At 67.7% G+C, this 23,240-nt stretch carries 23 protein-coding genes and 1 riboswitch; of the genes, 8 read left to right on the forward strand and 15 right to left on the reverse strand.

Annotated features, from left to right (window positions below; genetic code table 11):
* Positions 1–184: 184 nt before the first annotated feature.
* The 3 genes from GPX89_RS29510 to GPX89_RS29520 form a co-directional block, all read right to left on the reverse strand.
* The gene (locus GPX89_RS29510; RefSeq protein WP_328602437.1) at positions 185–877 is read right to left on the reverse strand and encodes a DUF4396 domain-containing protein; all 693 of its coding nucleotides are present in this window, start codon (positions 875–877) and stop codon (positions 185–187) included.
* 306 nt (positions 878–1,183) lie between these two features.
* Positions 1,184–1,384: a hypothetical protein gene (locus GPX89_RS29515; RefSeq protein WP_157390952.1), complete on the reverse strand. Its 201-nt coding sequence runs from the start codon at positions 1,382–1,384 to the stop codon at positions 1,184–1,186.
* Positions 1,385–1,670: 286 nt separating this feature from the next.
* The gene (locus GPX89_RS29520; protein WP_157390953.1) at positions 1,671–2,588 is read right to left on the reverse strand and encodes a phytanoyl-CoA dioxygenase family protein; all 918 of its coding nucleotides are present in this window, start codon (positions 2,586–2,588) and stop codon (positions 1,671–1,673) included.
* 156 nt (positions 2,589–2,744) lie between these two features.
* Here GPX89_RS29520 and GPX89_RS29525 point away from each other — a divergent pair, with 156 nt between their 5' ends.
* The 3 genes from GPX89_RS29525 (at position 2,745) to GPX89_RS29535 (ending at position 4,738) form a co-directional block, all read left to right on the forward strand.
* Positions 2,745–3,710 carry a DNA polymerase domain-containing protein gene (locus tag GPX89_RS29525; RefSeq protein WP_157390954.1) on the forward strand — a complete coding sequence of 322 codons (966 nt, stop codon included), beginning with the start codon at positions 2,745–2,747 and terminating at the stop codon, positions 3,708–3,710.
* Positions 3,711–3,916: 206 nt separating this feature from the next.
* Positions 3,917–4,435 (forward strand): hypothetical protein, encoded by a 519-nt coding sequence (locus GPX89_RS29530; protein ID WP_157390955.1) that lies wholly within the window; start codon positions 3,917–3,919, stop codon positions 4,433–4,435.
* Between the two features lie 3 nt (positions 4,436–4,438).
* Positions 4,439–4,738 carry a DUF3467 domain-containing protein gene (locus GPX89_RS29535; protein WP_157390956.1) on the forward strand — a complete coding sequence of 100 codons (300 nt, stop codon included), beginning with the start codon at positions 4,439–4,441 and terminating at the stop codon, positions 4,736–4,738.
* Positions 4,739–4,751: 13 nt separating this feature from the next.
* On the opposite strand, the gene GPX89_RS29540 is transcribed toward GPX89_RS29535, so the two are convergent.
* Genes GPX89_RS29540 through GPX89_RS29550 form a run of 3 tightly spaced genes read right to left on the reverse strand, consistent with a single transcriptional unit; the run spans position 4,752 to position 8,491 of the window.
* The gene (locus GPX89_RS29540; RefSeq protein WP_157390957.1) at positions 4,752–6,038 is read right to left on the reverse strand and encodes an ABC transporter ATP-binding protein; all 1,287 of its coding nucleotides are present in this window, start codon (positions 6,036–6,038) and stop codon (positions 4,752–4,754) included.
* A 12-nt stretch (positions 6,039–6,050) separates the two neighbouring features.
* On the reverse strand, positions 6,051–7,808 hold the full coding sequence (locus GPX89_RS29545) for an ABC transporter permease (RefSeq protein ID WP_157390958.1): 1,758 nt from the start codon (positions 7,806–7,808) through the stop codon (positions 6,051–6,053).
* The gene (locus tag GPX89_RS29550; RefSeq protein ID WP_198347648.1) at positions 7,805–8,491 is read right to left on the reverse strand and encodes a hypothetical protein; all 687 of its coding nucleotides are present in this window, start codon (positions 8,489–8,491) and stop codon (positions 7,805–7,807) included. Before GPX89_RS29550 ends, GPX89_RS29545 begins: the two co-directional genes overlap by 4 nt.
* A gap of 294 nt (positions 8,492–8,785) precedes the next feature.
* A riboswitch (M-box (ykoK) riboswitch) is annotated at positions 8,786–8,957 on the reverse strand.
* A 97-nt stretch (positions 8,958–9,054) separates the two neighbouring features.
* Between GPX89_RS29550 and GPX89_RS29555 the strand changes: the two genes are divergently transcribed.
* Both GPX89_RS29555 and GPX89_RS29560 read left to right on the forward strand, forming a co-directional pair.
* Positions 9,055–9,573, forward strand: a complete 519-nt coding sequence (locus tag GPX89_RS29555; protein WP_235948437.1) for a DUF3558 family protein — start codon at positions 9,055–9,057, stop codon at positions 9,571–9,573.
* On the forward strand, positions 9,573–10,085 hold the full coding sequence (locus GPX89_RS29560) for a DUF3558 domain-containing protein (RefSeq protein WP_157390961.1): 513 nt from the start codon (positions 9,573–9,575) through the stop codon (positions 10,083–10,085). The genes GPX89_RS29555 and GPX89_RS29560 overlap by 1 nt, the downstream gene beginning before the upstream one ends.
* A 23-nt stretch (positions 10,086–10,108) precedes the next feature.
* Here GPX89_RS29560 and GPX89_RS29565 read toward each other — a convergent pair whose 3' ends face one another.
* From GPX89_RS29565 to GPX89_RS29595, 7 genes are all read right to left on the reverse strand, one after another.
* Entirely contained in the window at positions 10,109–10,300 is a 192-nt protein-coding gene (locus GPX89_RS29565) for a hypothetical protein (protein WP_235948317.1), read from the reverse strand.
* A gap of 230 nt (positions 10,301–10,530) precedes the next feature.
* On the reverse strand, positions 10,531–11,523 hold the full coding sequence (locus GPX89_RS29570; RefSeq protein ID WP_157390963.1) for an AraC family transcriptional regulator ligand-binding domain-containing protein: 993 nt from the start codon (positions 11,521–11,523) through the stop codon (positions 10,531–10,533).
* A gap of 9 nt (positions 11,524–11,532) precedes the next feature.
* A complete protein-coding gene (locus GPX89_RS29575; RefSeq protein WP_198347649.1) occupies positions 11,533–12,417 on the reverse strand; it encodes an AraC family transcriptional regulator ligand-binding domain-containing protein in 885 nt (294 codons plus the stop codon).
* Between the two features lie 46 nt (positions 12,418–12,463).
* Positions 12,464–13,375, reverse strand: a complete 912-nt coding sequence (locus tag GPX89_RS29580; protein WP_157390965.1) for an AraC family transcriptional regulator ligand-binding domain-containing protein — start codon at positions 13,373–13,375, stop codon at positions 12,464–12,466.
* A 78-nt stretch (positions 13,376–13,453) separates the two neighbouring features.
* Positions 13,454–13,645, reverse strand: a complete 192-nt coding sequence (locus tag GPX89_RS29585; protein WP_235948531.1) for a hypothetical protein — start codon at positions 13,643–13,645, stop codon at positions 13,454–13,456.
* Between the two features lie 42 nt (positions 13,646–13,687).
* Positions 13,688–15,442, reverse strand: coding sequence for an AMP-binding protein (locus tag GPX89_RS29590; protein ID WP_157390967.1), 1,755 nt, complete (start codon positions 15,440–15,442; stop codon positions 13,688–13,690).
* A complete protein-coding gene (locus tag GPX89_RS29595; protein WP_328602438.1) occupies positions 15,439–17,070 on the reverse strand; it encodes an AMP-binding protein in 1,632 nt (543 codons plus the stop codon). The genes GPX89_RS29590 and GPX89_RS29595 overlap by 4 nt, the downstream gene beginning before the upstream one ends.
* Before the next feature lie 55 nt (positions 17,071–17,125).
* Here GPX89_RS29595 and GPX89_RS29600 point away from each other — a divergent pair, with 55 nt between their 5' ends.
* A complete protein-coding gene (locus tag GPX89_RS29600; RefSeq protein WP_157390968.1) occupies positions 17,126–17,986 on the forward strand; it encodes a helix-turn-helix transcriptional regulator in 861 nt (286 codons plus the stop codon).
* A 77-nt stretch (positions 17,987–18,063) separates the two neighbouring features.
* Here GPX89_RS29600 and GPX89_RS29605 read toward each other — a convergent pair whose 3' ends face one another.
* Both GPX89_RS29605 and GPX89_RS29610 read right to left on the reverse strand, forming a co-directional pair.
* A complete protein-coding gene (locus tag GPX89_RS29605; RefSeq protein ID WP_157390969.1) occupies positions 18,064–18,411 on the reverse strand; it encodes a ribosomal subunit interface protein in 348 nt (115 codons plus the stop codon).
* A 123-nt stretch (positions 18,412–18,534) separates the two neighbouring features.
* On the reverse strand, positions 18,535–19,743 hold the full coding sequence (locus GPX89_RS29610) for a UDP-N-acetylglucosamine--N-acetylmuramyl-(pentapeptide) pyrophosphoryl-undecaprenol N-acetylglucosamine transferase (RefSeq protein ID WP_157390970.1): 1,209 nt from the start codon (positions 19,741–19,743) through the stop codon (positions 18,535–18,537).
* A gap of 219 nt (positions 19,744–19,962) precedes the next feature.
* Here GPX89_RS29610 and GPX89_RS29615 point away from each other — a divergent pair, with 219 nt between their 5' ends.
* A complete protein-coding gene (locus GPX89_RS29615; RefSeq protein WP_157390971.1) occupies positions 19,963–22,053 on the forward strand; it encodes a terpene synthase family protein in 2,091 nt (696 codons plus the stop codon).
* Positions 22,054–22,095: 42 nt separating this feature from the next.
* Positions 22,096–23,001 carry a polyprenyl synthetase family protein gene (locus GPX89_RS29620; RefSeq protein ID WP_157390972.1) on the forward strand — a complete coding sequence of 302 codons (906 nt, stop codon included), beginning with the start codon at positions 22,096–22,098 and terminating at the stop codon, positions 22,999–23,001.
* Positions 23,002–23,240 lie beyond the last annotated feature (239 nt).

The following is a 23,240-nucleotide window of genomic DNA, read 5'->3' on the forward strand; positions in this document are numbered from 1 at the left end:
GGCCAAACGTGGGCCGACCGATGGATCTATTGCGTTGTCGCACTTCGGTTTCGGTGCTCGGCGGGGGTCGGATGCACCGTCTGGGCGAGACCACCCAGCCGGATCGAGGTCTGGAACGACATCGCGTGCACGAAGGTCTGACGACGGTCGGCGCGGATTCCGGGACACCCGGGGTCTGCGCCGATCACATGGCCTCTTTGATTCCGTGTCGAATCAGCCAGACATTGGCGGGCCACGCGGTCGCGAATCCGATCACCATGCCGATCTGCATGAGAAACCAGTAGGTCACCGAATCCGGACGCAGATGCGGGTTCGGGAAGAACACGAAGCTCATCAACGCCATCCAGCCGAACAATCCGACCTCGAATGCGGTCAGCGACAACACATCTGCCTTCGCGGCCCGGACCAACCCTTCCCTTACCCGCAGGCCGCGCATCGGCGCGATGGCCAAATATTGGAAGAGGATGCCCAGGGCCAGGGCGGCGAGATAGTCCCCGACGAACTCCGGCCAGAGCGCCCGCCCCAGCCACTCGACGCCGAGGGCGAAGACCGCGAACTCCGCGAGGATGTCGCCGAGAGTGCAACCCGCGCCGCAATGACCAACCCCGACCGCGATGACCGCCCAGCGCGGCTTGTCCCGCGGATCCTGTGTCCTGTTGTGCGCCAGCCACTTCGGTGAATTCGTCCGACCGTATCGCCGGTAAGCCCACACGGCGATCGGCCCGAGGTACAGCGCGGTCACGGGCCACACCGCCTCCATGACCCGCATCCGCTGGCGATATCCGCGCCCGAAGATGTCGTAGAGCACCACGACGGTGCCGGCCCCCGCGAGTAGCAGCGCAGACCACGCCAGCCAGTACAACCACACCGGGACCACTCCGCCTCCACGATCGTCCGACGACCTCGTATCCGGGCGGATGACCATATTCGAGAGGCCGAAACCCATGGGATTCTGAAGCATTCCGCGCGATGCACGTCCGGCCGTCCCCGCTTCCTCACGGCCGATCCAGCGCACAAACGCGGATCACGCATCGCTTCGACGACGACGGCGCGGCGCTCGTGCTGGCTCGTCTCGAACGAGAACAGCACGGTCACTCCGGCCCGTGCGCTGTCGAGTCCGGCGGTAGCCGCTGGCGATTCGACTCGGTCAAGGTTCGGTGCAAGGCGCTGACGATGCCGGAGATCACGGCGCCATCGAGGCCGAGCGGGCTGCCGATCGCCACGACGATCTGGTGTCCATGACGATCTCGTCGCTCGCGAGTTCACCGCAGCAGCCCCAAATCGGTTGTGGCTCCTCGATATCACTGAACATCGAATCGATGCGCGTCTTGCCGCTTGATGTGTGCGCGATCTGCCGCAAAGAATATGCGCTTCCCGCCGCCATGATCGTGCGCTTCTTGCCGCCACCGGAGTGGTTGCGAGCTGGAGCGCCGCCAACGAGTCGGCCGCTTGACCCTCAGTTGATTCGTTGCGGGCAGGTGGAGCGGTCGCGACCATCGGACACCGCTCACCTGGTCCGGCCGGGTACCCACGGCCCGGATGATCACGTCCGGCCCATCCACCAGCACCGCCCGGTTCGTATGCTGGTCCGTCAGGTCCACTTCGAAGGACCGGCTCACACTCATCGAGTGTGAGCCGGTCCTTTTTGTATTGATCGAGGCGGGCCGGGGTCAGCTTGCCGCTTGATTGGTCGCCGGGCGTAAGGAGCCGACGGCGCGTTGGTAGTTGTAGGCCAGCTCGTCCGAGATGGGGGTGTGGGTGGTCGGGTGGAGGAAGTCGCGGAGGTTGGTGCCGGTGCAGGCCGAATCCACATTGTGTGCGCCGCGGATGGCGGCGACGTCGCCGATGTGGACGGTGCGGAAGTCGATGGAGAAGCGGGTGACGCCGGAGGTGTTGGGGAGCGATGAGTGTAATTGGTTGCCGGAGAACATCATCAGGCCGCCGGGTTCGGGGAGGACAGTGACGGTCGGCTCGAGGTCGGCGGAGGGGTCGAGGATGCGGGGCTGGACACGGGTGTCCGCGCCGACGTGCTGGGCGGCGTTGAAGCGGGAGGTGCGGTTCCACTCGTCGTAGTCGTAGCAGTCGGAGGAGTTGAGCACCGGGGTGTCGAAGTAGCGGGGGTGGAAGCACATCGCGTTGAGCTCGGTCACCGGGAAGATGGGCAGCCACCAGTTGATCTGGTTGAACGGGGCCGAGTACCAGGTGTCGCGGTGGGCGTGGAAGACGTAGGAGATGCCGGTGGTCAGGTAGCCGTCGGAGGTCGAGGTGCGCAGGCGGGGCACGTCGAAGTACGTATTCTCGTCGCAGCCATGGGATTTCATGAGATCGGCGACCAGCTGTTTGGACCGCTCATGGTGGATGAAGCGCGGCTTGAGCGCCGCGAGGATCTCCACCATCCGCTCCACGGGTAGTTCGTGCTGGGCGGTCTGCGGATCCAGTGGGTCGAACGCCTCGGCGATGAGCTCCCGCGCGAAGTCCGTCAGCGCCCGGGAGGCCGCGTTGGCGGGGTAGGTGAGGACCGCTCCGTTGTACAGAAGTTCGCGCCGTTGATCATCGGTAACCTGCGGCGCGGAATACACAATAGTCATGACATTTTTCCTGCAGCTCAATCCAATCGGGGATCGGTGGCAGCGATGACTCGACCCCCCTGATGCTGCAGACGACGGTACCGGCACGGCCGCGCGTTGACGAGGGTCTTTCGGCGTGTGCTTGACGGCGGGTTGCTCGCGGCGCAGGGTGGGCGAATGGGCGATGACGTGCGGGCCGGGTTGAAATTCTCCAGTCTCGACAGTCCGCTGTTCGATGGGGCCGAGGTCACCAAGGGCGATCTGATCGACTACCTGGAGGCGGTGGGGGAGCGGATGGTGCCCCCGCTGCGGGGGCGGCCGCTGTCGGTGGTGCGGGTGCGGCCGGGCCAGGAGCCGTTCATGCAGAAGAATCTGCCCAAGTACACGCCGGAGTGGGTGCATCGCGCGACCATGTGGGCGGGTAGCTCGAAACGGGAGATCTCCTACGCGCTGTGCGATGACGTGCGGACGCTGCTGTGGTTCGGGAACCAGCGCGCGGTGGAGTACCACGTGACACTACTTTTCGCCGAGGGCCTGGCCGACTATTCCGGCAGCCCAACGCATCTCGTGCTCGACATCGATCCCGCGCCGGACGCGCCGTTCGCTCAGGCGGTGAGCGCCGCGGAGCTGATCCGGCAGGCCCTGGCGAACGACGGGCTGGCCGGCGCGGTGAAGACGAGCGGATCCAAGGGCGTGCACATCTTCGTCCCGGTTCGCCCGGGGGTCGATCTGGAGGACGCGGCCGCGGCCACGCGCGCCATCGCCGCCCGGGCCGAGCGCCTCGATCCGGAGCTGGCTACCACCGCCTTCATTCGAGAAGACCGGGGCGGCAAGGTTTTCCTGGATTCGACGCGCGCGGGCGGCGCGACGGTCGTGTCTGTATACAGCCCACGTATCCGGCCGGGCGCGACCGTGTCGTTCCCGGTGAGCTGGTCGGATCTGCCGAGCGTCGACCCGCACGACTTCACCATCCGCACGGCCGCGAAACTGCTGGGCGATCGTGATCCGTGGTCGGAGCTCATGCCCGAACCACAAACTCTGCCAGGCGATTTGATCGCCGAAGGGCACACGATCCCGGTGGCCCGGGTGCAGGCCATGCACGAGGGCAAGCGCCGCGCCCGGGACCGGCGGAACACCCATTGACAGATGAACTGATCATGTGCTGACTGGTGAGTAGCCTATCAACGCTGCGTCACAGCGGTTTTCGATTCCTTGCTGTGCGGTCTTACCTGTTTCGAACATGTTCCGTGCGCATTGCGACCGATTCGCCACGGACAGAGGATTGTCTGGTCGCCACTGCATCGGCGCAGTGGACAACCATTCGAAGGGAAGAATTGGAGTAGTAGAAGATGCCACAGGAAACCGCGGAAGCGACACGTGAGGGCACCGTGACCCAGCGGGATATCGACGTGTTCCAGATGCGTGTGGACGAGGCCCGGCAGGAAGCGCAGAACGCACGGCAGTACGCGCAGCAGGCGCAGAGCCTGGCCCGGCAGGCGCAGAACCAGGCGCGCCAGGTTCAGCACCAGGCGAATATGGCGCAGAGCGAGGCCAATCAGGCCAGCCAGCAGGCGCAGCAGGCGCGTCAGCAGGCCGGGCAGGCGCAGAACCAGGCGCAGCAGGCCCAGAACGAGGCCGACCGGGCGCAGAGCCAGGCCCAGCAAGCGCAGAACCAGGCCCAACAGGCCCAGAACGAGGCCACCCAGTCGCAGCAGAAGGCGCAGAACGCGCAGGATCAGGCCGATCAGGCCAATCAGCTGGCTCAGCAGGCCGACGATCAGGCCACCCGGGCGCAGGATCGCGCCAGTCAGCAGGAATTGCAGCTGCACCAGTTCCGCAGCCAGAGCAGGCAATTCCAGTCGCGATAGCTCATGGCCGACGCGACGCCACCGGTGAATGTCGAAGTGGTCGTTCCGGAATCGTGGAGCGCCGGGGTGTACGCCAACGGCTTCACCTGCTGGTACAACCGCACCGATTTCACCCTGGACTTCGTCGTCCACCTGCCCACCGAACCGGAGGTCGACGACGACGGCAGACCCGTTGTGCGACAGCCGGTTCGGGTGGTCTCGCGGGTGAAGCTGCCGCCATCCATGATTTTTCGCCTGATGCAGACGCTGAACGACAGCATGAGCAATTACGAGCAGCAGTTCGGGCCGCTCGAACACCTGTGAGAAGGAACGAGATTCACGCCGCGACCGGATGTCGCATGAACATCCGCTCGTCGGCGTCGTACTCGTACAGTTCGCCGTAGCGGCCCCAGTCGACGGCGATGCGGATCTGCCGTCGCGCCGCCTCCTCGGTGAAGTTGCGCCGCAACAGGTCCAGGAAGAAGCCGTCCCGCATCCGCTGGTTGTGGGCGTTGGCCAGCGCATGGTCGACGGCCCCGACCAGGGGTGCGTTGACGCGCGCCAGACGCGCGAAAATGCCTTTGGCCGTGTCGATGTCGCCTTCGACGAACATGCGGCCGTCCACGGTCAGCTCCAGATCGCCGTCGGCGGCGGTGGCCAGCCCGAGCATGCGCGCGGCGTCGACCACCGGCATGATGTCGTCGAGCTCGAAGCGCAGCCCGGCGGCCAGGTCCGGCAGGTCCGCGCGGCCGCCGTTCTCGGCGACCAGGTCCAGCATGCCGGCGATGCCGTCTACGCTGGTCTCGGGCAGCGGCCGATTGGTCGGGGTGGGCGTGACGCCGCACCGGTCGCCGTCGAACGGGGAATCGGTGAGCATCCGGTAGGCGTGGTCCACCAGATTCTGGAACCGGGTGCTGCGGGTATCGCGCGGATGCGGTATCGCGATCTCGAGCTCACCCTTGATCCGCCCGGGATTGTTGTCCAGCACCAGGATTCGGTCCGCGAGCTGCACCGCCTCCTCGATATTGTGGGTGACCATCAGCATGGTCTTGGTGGGGAAGGCGGACTCGCCCCACAACCGCATGAGCTCGCCGCGCAGGTTCTCCGCGGTGAGCACGTCGAGCGCGGAGAACGGCTCGTCCATGAGCAGCACCTCGGGCCGCACCACCAGGGCGCGCGCGAACCCGACGCGCTGGCGCATACCGCCGGAAAGCTCCTTGGGATAGGCGTTCTCGAAGCCGTCGAGCCCGATCATGTCGATGGCGTCGGTGACCCGCTCGGCACGCTCGTAGGCCGGAATCCCCTGTGCGCGCAGCCCGAGTTCCACATTCTGGCGCACGGTCAGCCACGGCAGCAGCGCGAAGGTCTGGAACACCATGGCGGTACTGGCATTCGGCGCGGTGATCTCGGCTTCCCGCAGCCGGGCCGTCCCGGCCGAGGGTTGCACCAGTCCGGCGATGATGCGCATGAGCGTGGACTTGCCCGACCCGGATTTGCCCAGCAGCGCGACGATTTCGCCCTCGCGCAGCTCCATGCGGACATCGGACAGGACCGCCAGCTGCTCGCCGGAGGGGTTGGTGAAGTTCTTGGTGACGCGGTCGACGGTGATGACGGGGGTGGACATGTGATTCTCCTTCTAGACCAGTGCGAAACGCGTCTCGGCCGTGCGCTGCAGGCGTCGCCAGACGAGCCGGTTGATGGCGACCGTGACCACGCTCATGACGAGGGTGCCGAGCAGCACCTTGGCGAATTGGTCGTTGCCGGTCGCGTTGGTGATGTACGCGCCGAGGCCGAACGCCTCGAGATGGGTGTTGCCGGAGTCGACGACCTCGCCGACCAGGGTGGCGTTCCACGCCCCGCCGAACGCGGTGATCGCGCCGACCACGTAGCCGGGTGCGATGGCGGGCAGGATCAACGACTTCCAGCGTTCCCGCCCGTGCACGCCGAGATCGTCCATGGCCTCGCGCAGATCGGTCGGGATCTGTCCGGCCGCGGCGATCACGTTGAACAGCACGTACCATTGCGCGCCCAGGGCCATGAGCACCGTGCCGCCGATATTGAGCGAGATGCCGGTGTAGGTCAGTCCCGCGACCACGAAGATGTAGAGGAACTGGGCCGGGAAGCTGGCCATCACCTGCACCACCGGCTGCGCGAACCGGCAGATGCGCGGATTCATGCCGATCCACACGCCGACCGGCACCCACACCACGGTGGACACCACCAGCAGCACCATGACGCGGGTCAGGCTCGCCAAGCCCATGAGCGACGCGGGCCCGAATTCGGCGAATCCGACGGTCCTTTCGAAGTAGCGGGCCAGCGTCCACGCGCCCCAGCCCAGCGCCGCGAACAGCGCGGCGAAGAACACCGCGTCCCCGGCGAGGCTGCCGCGCCTCGCCTCGTAGGGCGAGCGGGTGGCGCGCCCGAAGATCCGCATGCCGCGGTCGACGCGCTCGCCGACCGGCCGCAGCGCCGCCGCGACGCGACCGGGAATGGTGCTGCGCCGCAACAGATCCAGCACCAGGCTGCGCGGGGCCAGCGCGGCCTCGGTGTTCTCCACCCGGAACCGTTCCGACCACGCCGTGAACGGTCGCCAGAACAGCACGTTCACCGCCACGATGGTGAGGACCATGACGACCGCGCCGAGCATGAGCTTGCCGACCGCGGCCTGCGAGGTGGCGGCGGCGATGAAACTGCCCATGCCCGGCAGGGCCTGGTCGCTGCCGGAGACGCTGATGACCTCCGAGGAGGCGAGCATGAACCACGCGCCGCCGAAGCTCATCATGCCGTTCCAGATCATCGGGATCATGGCGGCCGGTATCTCGAGCTGGGTCAGCCGCTGCCAGCGGGTCAGCCGCATCATGCGCGCCGATTCGTCGAGCTCACGCGGCATATTGCGCAGTGCCTGGTAGTAGGCGAAGGTCATGTTCCAGGCCTGCGCGGTGAAGATGGCGAACACGCACGCCGCCTCCGCGCCCAGGTACGAGCCGGGGAACAGGGCGATGAACGCCGTCACCGTGATCGACACCAGCGCCAGCACCGGCACCGACTGCAGGATGTCGAGCATGGGGATGAGCACCTTCTCCGCCCGCCGCGAGTGCGCGGCCCACTGGCCGACCACGAGCGTGAACAGGAACGACGCACCCAGCCCGACGAACATGCGCAGCGTGGTGCGGGCCGCGTAGTACGGCAGGTTCGACGGATCGGTGGACACGGTGTCGGGGCTGTCGCCCGGCACCCACGGCACCGAGATGTCGCGAAAGAGCTTGACCACCAACAGGGTCAGGATCACCCCCGCGGTCAGCAGCAGGTAGTCCGCGGGCCGCAGCCCGGTGCGGGCCCGCCGGATTTCGGGAGAAGTCTTGGGGGCGTTGGGAATCGCGATGTCGAGGCTCATGCGGGCTGCCCCGGAGCGTTCACGACGTTGAAGAAGTGGATGGCCGACCCGATCAGCGCGGGCACGCCGATGGCCGCGTTGAAGACCACGACCCCGATGCCGGCTCCGATGACCGCCCCGGTCAGGCAGCCGACGACCGCGCCCACCGGACCCGCCGCGACCGTGGTGAGCAAGCCCGCGAACACACAGCCGAGCGGGCCGCCGATGACCGCGCCCAGCAGGGTGCCCACCGCGACGGCCGCGCCGAGCTCGGTGTTGACATGGCTCATCGCATCGTTGAACCGGTCCTCCGGGCTGTCGCCGGCGCTGACGGGACGCAGGTCGAAATTCCGGACGGGAGCGGTGGCGGCCTGCGCGGTCTGGGCCCGCTCGTCCTCGCTGAGTGGCCGGGCCCGGTCGGTGCGCGGCGTGAGAACGGCTGTGTTGCCGTCGATTCGGGCGTCGATCGGGTACATGGCGCCCTGCTTGGCCAGCAGCAGCGGCAGTGCACCGACGATCGTGCCCGCGGGGTCGAGGATCTGCAATCGGTCGTGGTCGACCCGCAACGACCCGGCGTCGGTGTGCAGTTGGACCGTGCGGTCGACGATCGCCGCCCGGGCTCGGATGGTGGCCGGTTCCGCGTGCGCGGTGGCGTGCGTGGTCAGCAAAGCCGTGCTGGTCAGTGCGGCGAGAGCGGTGTACATGCGAATTCTCATCAAGATCGTGTCCCCTCGTGTGCCGCGGCCCGCGCGGGTATTGCGGGCAGCGTCGAATTCCGTCGCGCACAATGCTGCGGACGGTACGGATTTGAATAGAGAATTTCCCGAAGAAATTCGGAAACGGGCGCGCGAATACGACGGAACCGCGTCGGCGGCACCGGAATATCGGCGAATTGCGTGCGTCGAGGCGACGCGGCGTCGGTGTGCAGCTCCTCGATCTCGTAGAACGTGATAGGACAGCGCACACGGGGCTGGTCGACCCGGCGAAACCGGCCGGGACGGACACCCCTCTCGTCAGAGCTTCGGCACTGTGCGACGTATTCCGCTGAGCGGGAAGCCACTTTGGATAACCCCTTAATCCGGGGAAATCTGTCCTAACCTTGGGCGTCTCTCGACGTCGTCAGATCAGTGGCCTGTGTTCGTACAGGAGCCTCGCCTATCGAGGTGCGATATCGAACGTAGTAAATGCCTTGTAAATTGTCAAAGTTCGTATTCGAATGTGCCGTGTATCGCACCGGCCACGGGGTTCGCCTACGCTGGTCGGCGTGATGAGAGCAGTCGGCGCGGCGGTGGGGATCGCCCTGATCGGGGTGGCGGTCGCCGGGTGCGGCGGCTCCTCGGGGCAGCAGGCCGCTCCGGTCACGAGTACCGCGCCCAAGGCGGTCGCAGCCTCGCCCAACACGATCGGACTGTGCGGCGGGGTGTCCGATGCCGATGTCGCGCAGCAGACCGGGCTCGCCGACCCGCAGCGGGTCGCGGTGAATCCGCTGAGCTGTGCGTGGCAGCCGGCGGCGGGCGGCGATTACGCCGTGATGTTCCACTGGTTCCGGGGCAGCTCGCTCGAGCAGCGCCGCGGACAGGTGACCCTCGGCAAGCCCGCGACCGTCGAGGTGGCGGGACAGCCGGGTATCGAATGGCAGGACGGGCGCACCTGTGAGGTGGCGGTCGCGTTCGGCGATACCGACTTCATCGATTGGACCGGGCACGCCACCGGGTCCGACGGCAAGCCCTGCAAGGGCCTCGAACAGCTCGCGGCGAGCACGCTGAAACAGGCGGGACAGGGTTGATGGCACGGCTTTCCGCACGAATCGCACTGGCGGCGTTGATGATCGCATCGCTGGCGGGCTGCTCGCACGCGAACAAGCACCCGGACGAGCAAACCTCCGCCGATCCGAACTTTCTGGCCGGCTGCGGTCCGCTCGACGATCAGAAGCTGGCGGCCGCCATCAATGTCACCGGGTTGAAGCAGCAGAGCTCGCCCACCATCTGCGATTGGACCGCCGTCAATCCCGGCGGTGGGCCGGTCGGCCTCACCTATGCCTGGCTGCGTGACGACACCCTCTCACGCGAGGTCCGGATCGCCGATCAGTTCGGTTATCGGATCGAGCGTTTGGTGGTGAAGCACTTCGGTGGCATGTACTGGCGTGACCCGAAGGATCCCGGCAGCTGCGCGGTGACGGTGGCCGATACCGGCACCGTCACCTGGTGGGTGCAGAACCGCGATCATGCCGCGCAACCCGATCCCTGCGCGGCGGCCATGAGCCTGATGAACGCGGTGCTGTCCGTCGACGGTGTGTGAGCTCGGCGGAATGCTCCGCGAGCTCAGTGCTCGAGGAACGTTGCGACGATGTTCCAGAACATGTTCCGGTCCACGCTGTGGAAATCCCAGCTCTCGGTGATGCTGTGGGTGGCGCTCACGATGGCGGGGATGTCGAAGTCGTGACGGGTGGCGGTGCCCTTGGCCTCCACGGCGGTGACGACGAACGCGGTGGCGGTTTCTGCGGTGTGGCCCACGAGGAAGCTCCAATCGTTTAAACCGGTCCGGGGGGTGATGCGGTACATCTCGACGCCGGGACGAGCCTCGCGGCAGGCGCGTCCTGGCGTATCGACCAGTCTTGTTTCCGGCCACGCCGCAGGGGAGTTCCGAAGACGCCAAACCGGTCAGTGACACGCCAACCTAGCTGTGTGGTTGCCGGAATACCGTACGGTAGGTGCGATTTCGGCGTTGCAGCGGGGTCGATTCGTTATGAATCCGCATTGTCCCGCCACCGGTTGACCGCCCGTCGCAGGCTCGCCGGATCCGCGTACCCGAGGAATTCCGCCTGTTGAGCGCGTGGAAGGTGTTCGGCGCGTTGCAATCTGCGGCGGCGGGCGCGGTCCACCTCGCGCCGCCAGCTGGTGCCGGCGTCCGCCAGCCGACGCTGTAATGATCTTGGTGAGGTCAGCAGCCGTCGCGCTACCACTTCGAGGGTCGCCACGCCGTCCGCGAGGGCCGCGTCGAGGGCGTCGCCGAGCTGATCCAGCCAGGTCACCCCGAGCTCGGGCGTGGCGGGCAGGGTGGCCGCATACGAGAGCAGGACGGCGGTCAGCTCGGGATCGGCCGACTTCATGGGCAGCGCCAGATCCGTCGTCCGCAGCGTCAGGGTGTCGACAGGACCGCCGAAATCGATTGCCCGGGTGCCGAACAGCTCGATGAACGCACCGAGCTCGGCGGGGGCCTGTTGCCGGAGGCTGACTTGCGCGGGCACCACCGGGCAGCGAGTGGCGGCCCGCCCCCGAGCTACGAGCAGGGCGAAGGCGGCCTGTACCAACAACTCCCGCCCCCGGCAGTCCTCCACGCCCGACCGCACTTCGTAGCGCACCTCGTGCTCGGTGCGCTCGGCGACGCGGAAGCTGTAACTCGTTGTGAGACTGCCGGTGTGGCGGACGCACGCGTCCAGCGCCGCGCCCAGGGTCTCGGCGGACAGGAACAGGTACTCGAGCAAGCCGAACTCGCCGGTGTCGCTCTCCTCCGACACGCGCAGCGCGACATCGGGATCGCCGGTCTCCCGCTCGAGCAGTTCCCACACCCGCAGGCAGTACCGGGACGACACCCGGGTGCTCTCACCGCCCTCCCGCCAGGCGGGGACGCCCGCCAGCCGGGCGATCCGGTCCGGGTCCAGTCCGGCTCGCGCGGCCCGCTGCAGGGCGAACCGGGCCATGAGAATGCTGTCGTGACAATCGGATCGGCTGGTCACGAGCGCCCATCACCACGCGGCCCGGCGCCGGGCGCTCGCCAGCTCCCGGCTCCAGCTGGTCCCCGCGGCCGCCAGCCGGCGCTGCAGGGTCCGCGGGCTGATCCGCAGTCGCCACGCCATGTCCTCGAGGGAGATCGATTCCAGCGCCTCGTGATCGAGTGGCAGTGAATCGAACTCCGTGACAACCAGATCCACCCAGGCGCGCGCCGGCGGGGCGGGCAGCACGGTCGTCGCCGCACCCCGGCGCAGCACCTCGGCCAGGCCCGGATTCGCGGTGTGCTGCGGCAGGTCGACGTCGGCGCGACGCAGGATCAGCAGATCGGCGTCGGCCCCGAATTCCACTGTCGCGGTGCCGAAGAACTCGGTGATCGGCGCATGGTGGCGCGGTGCGCGCTGCCGGAGGGTGACCACCCGCGGCGTGACCGGCGTTCCCGAGCCGAGCCGGGCCCGTGCGGTCAGATAGGCGAAGGTCGCCTGCGCCGCCAGTTCGGAGCCGCGGCCCTCGGCGCCGGTGTCCGCGGCCAGTGTGAGATCCCGATCCGTCTCGGCGACCACCCGCATGCTGCGACTGTTGGTCAGCCGCGCCCCGAAATCCCCCGCGGCCCGCAAACCTTCGCCGAAGGTCGGCGCGGTGGCGAGCAGATAGTCCATCATCCCCAGTTCCCCCATTCCGTACCGTTCGGCCGCCAGCAGACCCACGTGCGGCGATTCCATCCGCCGTTCGAACAGTTCCCACAGTCGCGGATAACACTGCCCCGGAATGCTTCCCGGGTCCCCGTCCAGCGCGTCGGACCCGATTCCCGCCGCCCGCGCCAGCTCCACGGGATCGAGCCCCGCGGCCCGCGCGCGGGTGAGCACGAAACGGGCCAATAAGACGCTGTCCGATCCGTTCATTGCCGCCCCTCCTGCCGATCGGTTCCGAACTCGCCGGTGGGCGCGTTCAGTGGTCCACGCCGCCCGGCGGGGACGAGTCGAGTTGCTCCACATGGCGTTTACGCGCCCGGTCCACCTCGAGCCGCCAGGTGGTGCCGGACTCGGCCAGCCGCCGCTGCAGGGTGCGGGGGCTGGTGTAGAGGCGGCGGGCCACCTGGTCGAGCAGCGCCTCGGAGGAGTCAAGGACCTCGGCCAGCACGCTCGCCACCCGGTCGGGCCATTCGGTGGTGCGCGGGGGCGGCGGTGGCATGGTGGCGGCGTGGCGGCGCAGCACGGCCGCCAGCAGCGGATCGGCGGTGATCTGGGGACGGTCGAAGTCGACCGTGCGATAGGTGATGCGGTCGATCGGGACGCCGAAATCCAGCCGGGCCGTGCCGAACTGGTCGGTAAAGGCGTCCAGGCGGCGCGGCGCGCGCTCCCGCAGTCCGATGCGAACCGGGTCCATGGATTGACCGGTCAGTTGACGCATCCGCGAGACCAGGGTGACCAGCGCCATCTGCACCGCCAGATCGCGGGCGCGCCCCTCGGCGTTGACCAGATAGATGTCGAAGGTCGACTCGGTCTCGGTCTGCTCGCCGAGTTCGATCCGGTAGTTGGTGGACACCGAGCCCACATACGGGCTCAGCACGCCGAAGCCCCCGCCGACGGTATCGGCGGTGGAGATCAGATAGTCGATCAACCCGAATTCGCCGAGCCGGTAGCTTCCGGTGGCTCGCAGGGTCGTATCCGGGTCGTCGAGTTCGTGTTCCAGCAACTCCCACAACCTGGGGAAGTAGTCACTGGATACCCGGGCGTCGCCGTCGGCCAGCAGCCAGCCCGGTATGCCGGCCGCCCGCGCCAGCCGGGTGGGGTCCAGACCTGCGGCAGCGGCACGCGCCAGGACGAATCGTGGCAGCAGCACGGAGTCGGAGGTGTGCATATCCCCATGGTGCGGGGAATTCCCGGCCGGAAACCGGGAATTCGCCGAAGTGTGAGCCAGCCCGCTTAAGGCTTGTTATCAGGCTCGCAGGAATGTTGCCGCTATGCCCCAGAACCGTTGGCGGTCGATCGCGTGGAAATCCCAGGTCTGCGTGAGGCCGTGGGTGGTCGTGACGATCCCGGGGATATCGAAGTCCTCGCGGCTCGCCGTGCCCTTGGCCTCCAGGGCGGCGATGACGTAGGCGGTCGCGGTTTCCACGGTGTGGGGCACGGGAGCTCCGATCTGTCGTAGCGGCATTGGGGCGGTGCGGATTCAGCGGGTGGTGTCGTTCAGAACGTCCTCGTAGCGGTACTCGGTAGAGAGGGTTTCGCCGGCCGCGTGCGCCTGCTCCTCACGGCGGCGCAGGTCGACGCGGCGGATCTTGCCGGAGATCGTCTTCGGTAGATCCGTGAATTCCAGACGGCGGACACGGAGATAGGGAGCCAGGTGATCGCGGGCGTATTCGAGGATGGCACGGGCGGTTTCGCGGTTCGGTTCCCATCCTGCCGCCAGCGAGACATACGCCTTGGGCACCGCGAGGCGCGTGTCGTCCGGCTGCGGAACCACGGCGGCCTCGACCACGGCCGGATGCTCGATGAGCACGCTCTCCAGCTCGAAGGGGGAGACCTTGTAGTCCGAGGATTTGAAAACGTCGTCGGTGCGGCCGATATAGGTGATGTAACCGTCGGAATCCCGCGCGGCCACATCGCCGGTGTGGTAGTAGCCACCCTCCATCACCGCGGCGTTGCGTGCGGGGTCGCCGAGGTAACCCGTCATCAGATTCACCGGCGCCGCAGTCAGATCCAAGCAGATCTCGCCTTCGTCGGCGGGCTTTCCGCTGATCGGATCCACCAGCACGACGGGCACGCCCGGCGCGGGTCGGCCCATGGAACCGGGCTTGAGCGGCTGACCGGGCGTATTGCCCACCTGCAGCGTGGTTTCCGTCTGGCCGAAGCCGTCGCGGATGGTCAACCCCCACGCCTTCTCCACCTGGGCGATGACGTCCGGGTTCAAAGGCTCACCCGCGCCCAGGATTTCGCGCAGGCCGTTTGGTCGCTCGCCCAGATCTGCCTGAATCAGCATGCGCCACACCGTGGGTGGCGCACAGAACGTGTTCACCTCGGCGCGGCGCAGCTGATCGAGCAGCGCGGCGGCGTCGAAACGCGCGTAGTTGTAGACGAATACGGTCGCCTCGGCCAGCCACGGGGCGAAGAAGCAACTCCAGGCGTGCTTGGCCCAGCCGGGCGCGCTGATGGCCAGGTGTACGTCGCCGGGGCGCACACCGATCCAGTACATGGTGCTCAAATGACCGACCGGATAACTGATCTGGGAGTGTTCCACCATCTTCGGCTTGCTGGTGGTGCCGGAGGTGAAATAGACCAGCAAGGGATCGGTCACCTCGGTGATCGCGCGGAAAGGCCCGGCCGAGGGGGTGGTCGCCGCGGCCGTGTAGCTGTGCCAGCCCGGCGCCGCGTCACCCACCACGATGCGGGTGTAGTCACCCGCCACCTCGTCGAACTTGCCGGTGTCGAGGCTGTTGGCGATGACGAAACGCGCTCCGCCGCGCTCGATCCGGTCGGTCAGGTCGGCGGGACCCAGGGCGCCGGTGGTGGGCATGATGACCGCGCCCAGCTTGGCCACCGCCAGCATGGACTCCCAGAGTTCGACCTGATTGCCCAGCATCAGCATGACCCGATCGCCCTTGCCGACCCCGAGGGTGTGCAGCCAGCTGGCGACCCGATCCGAGCGGGCGGCCATCTCGGCGAAACTGACCCGCTGCTCCGAGCCGTCCTCCTCGACGATCCAGAGCGCCGGACGGTCGTTGCCCTCGGCGATGACGTCGAACCAGTCTGTGGCCCAGTTGAATCGGCCGGTCAGCCGAGGCCATTCGAAATCGCGCGCGGCCGCCGCGTAGTCGGTGGCATACGCCAGCAGTTCGTCGCGGGCGGCGCGGTAAACCTCGGTATTCGCCCGACCCGTCGCCCCGCCACCACCCCTGCGGGAATCGCTCTGCGATGCTGTGCTCATTTGCTCTCCTCGATCAGCCGAGCGGCGATCTCGCGCATCTCGACCTTGCGGATCTTGCCGGTCACCGTCATCGGGAACTCCTCGACCAGGTGCACGTAGCGGGGGATCTTGAAATGGGCGAGCTTGCCGGTGCAGTACTCGCGCAGCAGCTCGGCGGTCAAAGGTGTTGCGCCCGCCCGCATCCGGATCCAGGCCATCAGCTCCTCGCCGTACTTGGCGTCGGGCACGCCGATCACCTGGGCATCGAGGATGTCGGGGTGGGTGTAGAGGAACTCCTCGATCTCGCGGGGGTAGATGTTCTCCCCGCCCCGGATGACCATGTCCTTGATGCGGCCGGTGATGGCGACATAGCCGTCGGCGTCCATGGTCGCCAGATCGCCGGTGTGCATCCAGCGCGCGGCGTCTATGGCCTCGGCGGTCTTCTCCGGCTCGCCCCAGTAGCCGAGCATGACCGAATAGCCGCGGGTGCACAGTTCACCGGGTTCGCCACGGGGGACGGTTACCCCGGAAACCGGGTCGACAATCTTCACCTCGATATGCGGCCCGGCGCGGCCGACGGTGGCGGTGCGCTGCACCAGCGAATCGTCGCGGCGGGTCTGGGTGGAGACCGGGGAGGTCTCGGTCATTCCGTAGCAGATGCTCACCTCGCGCATGCCCATGCGCTCGATGACCTGTTTCATGATCTCGGTCGGGCACGGCGAGCCCGCCATGATGCCGGTGCGCAGCGAGGACAGGTCGTAGGTCTCGAAGTCCGGATCGGCCAGCTCGGCGATGAACATGGTCGGCACCCCGTACAGCGAGGTGCAGCGCTCGGCCGCGACCGCCTCCAGGGTGGCGCGCGGCTCGAAGGCCGGGCCCGGAATGACCATGGCGGCACCGTGACTGGTGGCGGCCAGATTGCCCATCACCATGCCGAAGCAGTGGTAGAAGGGGACCGGGATGCAGATGCGGTCCTGCTCGGTGTAGCCGCACAGCTCACCCACGAAGTATCCGTTGTTGAGGATATTGTGGTGGCTCAGCGTCGCACCCTTGGGGAAACCCGTTGTGCCCGATGTGTATTGGATATTGATCGGATCGTCGGTGGACAGCGCCGACTGCGCGGTCGCCAGCAGGTCCGGGTCGGCGGCCCGGCCGGTCGAGAACAGGTCCCGCCAGTTCGGGCCGTCGAGCAGCACCACCTGCTCGAGTTCCGGGCACTCCGGCCGCACCTCGTCGATCATGGCCGCGTAATCGGAGGTCTTGAACGCCGGGGCCGCCACCAGCAGCCGAATTCCGGCCTGGCGCAGCACATATCGCAGTTCGTGCGAGCGGTAGGCCGGATTGATGTTGACCAGGATCGCGCCGATCTTGGCCGTCGCGTACTGGGTGAGCGTCCACTGCGGGCAGTTCGGCGCCCAGATGCCCACCCGGTCGCCCTTGCCGATGCCGGAGGCCAGCAGGCCCAGCGCCAGCGCGTCCACCTCGGCGGTGAACTCCCGGTAGGTCCAGCGGATGCCGGTGGTGTAGTCGATCAGGGCGTCGCGCTCGGGATGCGCGGCCGCGGTCCGGTCCAGATTCGCCCCGATGGTGTCGCCCAGCAGGGGTGCGTCCCACACCCCCGAGGCATAGCTCGCTGTGCTCTCGCTCACATCAGTAGGATCTACGTCACATCAACCCCGTGCCACCCCCGAAAGGGGCTGCCCGATGAACTCCGCCTCCGACGGGCTGCTGCGCCCGAGCGACGGTGACGCTCTGCGCGCTGAGCTGCGCGGTCTCGCCGCCCTGTCCAAGCTGCCGGTCGTCTTCGGGGGTGAGGTGCACGCGGGCACGCTGGTGCTGAGCGAGTTCGTGGGCACCCGCACCAACGGCATGCGCGGGCTGGCGGTCGCGCCGAGTTCGGGGCTGGGCGGGTCCGCGGTGGCGACCGGCAAGCCGCGCTCGGTGGCCGACTATCGCTCGGCCTCGACCATCACCCACCACTACGACGCCCCGGTGCTCGGCGAGGGGCTGCGTGCGGTGGTGGCGGTGCCGGTGGTGGTGAAGGGCGAGGCGCGCGCGGTGATCTATGTGGCCAACCGGGATTCCGGGGTGATCGGCGACCGGGTCGCCGACGAGATGGTGCAGGCCGGGCGGCGGCTGGCCACCGAGCTGGCGATCCGCGACGAGGTGGACCGGCGGCTGCGGCTGTCCTTCGCGCGGGACGCGATGGCGAGCGCCAATACGGTTGTGACCGAACAGCTTCGGGATCTGCACGCGGAGCTGCGGGGGATCACCCAGTCGGTGTCGGACGCCTCGGCGCGCTCGCGATTACGGGACGTGACCGAGAAGCTCGCGCGTCTGGTCTCGGGGGTCGCGGCGGCCGATGATGCGGTCTCGCTCGCGCCGCGAGAGCTGGACGTGCTCGCCCACGTCGCGCTCGGATGTACGAATCTCGAAACGGCGCAACGACTCTCGGTGGGGCCGGAGACGGTGAAGAGTTACTTGCGAAGCGCCATGACCAAGCTCGGCGCACATAATCGCCACGAGGCGGTCGTGCGAGCACGCCGCCTCGGGCTACTTCCTTAGTGACCCTCTCGTCGGGATTTCAGGGGCTTGCCCACGGCCTTGGGAGGTGCGGCCGCGAGCTACGAGAGTTGTTCAACTCAGTCCGCCACCAAATGGCGGATGGTCTCGCCGCCCTTGGCGTGATGCAGTCTGCCGAATTTGCTGTCGAGTAGGTGAGCCATGCTTTCCGCGGCTCCGAGATACGCCTCTTCGGCTGTCTCGGCCTTGTGGGTGACCGCGACCGGCGGCTGGCCCTTGGGCCGCGCCTCCAGCGAACACTTCTTGTCCTCGGATCCACCCTTGTGGCCGTTCACATCGGTGATGTGGGCCTCGACCCGGGTGAGATGATCAGCGAATCGATCCAGAATCGAAGCGATGGAGTCGGTTGCTTCCTGGGCGATCGCGCCACCACCGACGTGCTTGTCGGCGAAGACCTGGATTTGCATGGCATCTCCAATCTCTGTGTATCGCAGGCCCCGGACAAATTGCCGGGGACTTGCTGACACCTCTGACCTTACTCAGTCAGCCTGAGATTGGCATGTGTGATTTATCCCGAATCGCGCCGGGAATTATCGGGTCGCCAGATCCAGCACCGTCAGGGCGAGTTCCTCGGCGGCCGCCGGGTGGCCCAGCGCCCGCGCGGCGGCGGAAACGGCTGTGCGGGTCTCGGATTCGGTGAGCAGCTCGGTCAGCGCGGTGCGCAGATTCTCGACCGTGGCGTCCGCGCCGATGAGGGCGCGGGCGGCATTGTGATCGGCCAGGATGCGGGCATTGCGGATCTGCTCGCCGCCCACCGAGTGCGGGTAGGGGATCAGCACCGAGGGCTTGCCGAGGGTGGTGAGTTCGGCGAGAGTGCCCGCGCCGGAACGGGATACCACCACATCGGTCAGCGCCAGCACGTCGGGCAGTTCCGATCCGATGAACTCGCGCACCAGGTATCGGCCGCGCACGTCCTCGGGCAGGGTGGCGGCGAGGGCGCGGACCTTGTCGTAGGACAGACGGCCGCACTGGTGAATCACGTTGGCGGAGTGGAGGAGTTCGGGCATCAGCGCGCCGATCAGATCGTTGATCTGCACCGCGCCCTGCGCGCCGCCGGTGATGTAGACGGTCGGCAGCCCGGGGGTGTAGCCGTCCCAGTCGAGGGCCTTGACCGCGGCCGCCGCGTCGCCGGTGGTGAGGGCGGGCCGAATCGGGTTGCCGGTGACCAGGGCCCGGCCCCGGACCCGGGCGGGCAGTATGGCCAGCGACGCCTCGGAGCTGAGCGCGATGCGATCGGCCATCCGGGCCAGCAGCAGGTTGGCCTTGCCGATGCCGGTGGTCTGCTCGTGGATGACCAGCGGCCGCCGGCGCAGTGCGGCGGCCATGCCGATCGGGGCGCACACGTAGCCGCCGGTGCACAGCACCGCGTCCGGGCGGTACTTGCCGACCAGGCCCTGGGCGGTGAGGACGCTGATCGGCACCCGCAGGGCGTCGCGGGCATTGTCCTTGTTGAGCATCTTGAGCGGATTGCGATCGCGCCGTAGCTTTCCGGCCTTGATACCGGTGAAGTCGATGTCGTTCTCGGCCGCCACCCGCTGTTCCAGGCTGTCGGGGACGCCCACCCACAGCACCTCGGCCGCCGCGCCGACCTCGGCGGCCAGGTCCCGCAGCGCGCGCACCGCCGCCACCGCCGGGTAGGTGTGGCCGCCTGTGCCGCCGCCGGCGACGATCACCCGGACCCGGCCGCGATCGCCCAGGCGCCGCAGGATCGGGGCGCGGTCGGGGGCGGGATTCGACATGGACGATCCTCCTGGTGTGGCGGCGGGTGGTCGGGTGGGGCAGCGCCCAGGCTATCTCGGTCGGCGCCACGCGGACTGGTCCGGCATGTACTGGTCGGTCCGGTCGGATTGCGAGGTGTTGGCGAGACGGCAACGGGCCTCTACCATGATTGTGACGCTGATCACGTTGTCGCAGTGAGAGTTCTGCCCCGGTTCGTTCGACCGAAAGGGCCCCCGGAGTTGAAGCCCTTCACCTTGCCCGACTTCTATTCTCCGCACCCCGCCCGGCGCAATCCCCACTACGCCTACGCCCGTGCGCACGCCGCGGCCTGGGCCGACCGCCTCGGCATGCTCGGCGAACCCGGCGTCGACGGCAAACCCATATGGGACGCCGAGAAATTGGACCGGATGGATTACGCGCTGCTGTGCGCCTACACCCATCCCGACTGCGACGCCGAGACTTTGGCGCTGCTGACCGAGTGGTACATCTGGGTCTTCTATTTCGACGACTGGTTCCTCTCGCAGTACAAGGCCACCCGCAATCGCGCCGAGGCAACGCGCTATCTGCGGCGGCTGGAACAGTTCATGGGTGAACCCGGCTGCGCCGCACCGCAACCCGAGACCCCCTCGGAGGCGGGGCTGGCCGACTGCTGGGCCCGCACCATTCCGGTCATGTCGTCCGGCTGGCGGCGGCGCATGCGGACCTCCACCCACAATCTCATGGTCGAATCGCTCTGGGAGCTGGACAATATCGCGCGCGACCGGGTGGCCAACCCCATCGAGTACATCGAGATGCGCCGGCGCGTGGGCGGTGCACCCTGGTCGGCCAACCTGGTGGAGTTCGCCTGCGGCGCTGAGGTGCCCGAACGCTTCGCCGCCGAGCGTCCGCTGCGGGTGCTGTGCGAAACCTTCTCCGACGCAGTGCATCTGCGCAACGACCTGTTCTCCTACGAGCGTGAGGTCCGCGTCGAGGGCGAGAACGCGAACATGGTGCTGGTGCTGGAACGGTTTCTGCGCCTGCCCACCCAGTCGGCCGCCGAGCTCACCAATGACATGCTCACCTCGCGGCTGAAGCAGTTCGAGGACACGGCGCTGGTCGATGTGCCGCAACTGTTCGTCGAGCGCGCGGCCACCCCGGCCGAGCAGTCGGCCGTGGCGCGCTACGCGGTGGGCCTGCAGGATTGGCAGGCGGGTGGACACGAGTGGCATCAGCGCTCGAGCCGGTACATGAACAGCGGCGTCGACCGCGGCCCGACCGGATTGGGCACCGCCTCGATTCGGCTCGCCCCGGGGCTGCGCGTCCAGTTGAAGCAGCACGTGCCACCGCCGCGCACCTCCGGGCCGCTGCCGGTGCGGGGGCTGCTGACCCCGCCCGTGATCGCCGTGAATCCGCACCTGGAGACCACCCGCGCCGACCTGCCGGGCTGGGCCGCATCGGTGGGCCTGTTCGATCCGGTGGTGGGCTGGACGGCCGAATCGCTGGACGCCGCCGACTTCGCCGCGCTGATGGCGATGGTCGATCCCGACGCGGAAGCGGACGAGTTGGTGCTGCGCTCACGCTGGTGCGCCTGGGGTACCTACGCCAATGATCTGGCCGCGCGGGTGTTCCGGGCCGATCCGATCTCCGGGCGAGATCAGTTGCGGCGCCTGCCGTTACAGCTGACCGAGGCGGCACCCCCGCCGCGCACTCCGCTCGAACTGGGTCTGGCCCGCCTGTGGCACGACTCCGGGCCCGGCCTCGACGACGCCGGGCGAGATCGGCTGCGGGCAGCGCTGATCGATCTCTTCGAGGAGTGGGAGTATGTGCTGGAGAACGAGATTCGTCAGCGCATGCCCGATCCTGTCGACTATCTGGAGCTGCGGCGGCTGACCTCCGGCGGGCCGCTCTTCCGTGCGATGGACGTGCCGCAGTCGCTCGAGATGGTGTCCGAGCCACGAATTCTCGAGCTCGCCGACTCCAGTGTCATTCGGCAACTGGAGAATTCGGCACACGATTACGCGGCACTCGTCAACGACCTCTACTCGTATCAGCGGGAAATCGAATACGAGGGCGAGTTGCACAATCTGGTCTATCTCACCCAGTCTTTTCTGGGCTGTTCGCGTGAGACCGCCGCCGATATCGTCGTCGATCTCGCCAACGAGCGGGCGCGGCAATTCGAATTCATTGTGCGCGAGCAGATTCCCGGATTCCTCGCCGATCATGAACTGCCCGGCCGGGCGCGGGCCGAGGTCACGGCGCATATCGACCGATTGCGCAACCATATGGCGGGAAACGCCTACTGGCACAGCCATACCGGCCGCTATGCCGAGCGGACACCGGCCCGGCGCTGACACCTCGCGATCACGAGTCCGCAGCAGTCACTGGAGGTTGCCATGAGTTCGTCGACAGCGGCCGATCCCGCCTTCTACGGTCGGGACACCGTGCGGGGCGGGGGAATCGGATCCGGTGACCATGCCGCGCACCTGCTGCGCCGAGCCCGCCGGCGGACCGGACCGCTCATGCGGGCCGCGATCGACACCCTGCCCGGCGAATTGCGGGTCATGGCGGGTTATCACCTGGGCTGGTGTGATGCCGAGGGCACTGCCGTGGCCGAGGAGACGGGCGGGGGATGGTGGCCCGCGCTGGTCCTGGCCGCCGCCGCGGCCGCGGGCGGCCCGACCGACGCCGCCCTGCGCGCGGCCGCCGCGGTCGAACTGGTCCACCACTTCACGCTGATCCACGACGAGGCGACGGACGGTGACGAGTTGCGCCGCGGCCGTCCGACGGTGTGGCGGCTGTGGGGTGTCGAGGATGCCGTCCTGGTCGGGGATGCGCTGCACGGCTTGGCCGTCTGGACACTGGCGGCCGCGCCGGCCGCTGGGCTCGGTGCCATCGCCCACCTGGAGGACGCGGTCATCGAGATCTGCCTGAACCGGCATCGTGACCGCGCCGAGGCGGCCGGTCCGGTGGCGAGCCTCGACGAGTTCCGGGAAACCCTGCGGCACCGGTCCGCCCCGCTGCTGGGCTGTGCGTGCGCCATGGGTGCGCTGTGCGCGGGAGCATCCGCGGCGGGGGTGGCGGAGATGGACCGTTTCGGCCGCGAGATCGGCGTCGCGTTCGAGTTGTGGCACCGGCCGCCCGCGCGCGCGGCCGCGTTCATCGCCCGCGCCGGCGGAGAGCCCTGGGCGCGAGCCGAGTGCCGTCGGCAGCTGCGGTCGGCCTCGACGATGCTGGCGCGCCGGCATGCGGAAGATCTGCTGACGCTGGCGAATTGCGCTATTTGTCGCGATTATTCATAAAGAAATTCGACCGGACGGTTCATATTGCGCCGCAATATCTTTCCGTGATGCGAACGTCAAGCACGCTTAACCGCCGTTGGCGCGCATTGCGGATCGCTTGCGCTGGTGATGCTCGTTTCAGTGATCGTCGGGCCGAGCGACCCGTGGGACTTAGGTAATCAATTCGCCGGATTTCGTTGCTCCAAAACAACTGGGCTGCCACGATATCTCCGACGCGGTGAGCCGGTTCGGAGTGATTC

It is taken from the genome of Nocardia terrae, assembly GCF_009760405.1.
In the GTDB taxonomy this organism is placed as follows: domain Bacteria; phylum Actinomycetota; class Actinomycetes; order Mycobacteriales; family Mycobacteriaceae; genus Nocardia; species Nocardia terrae.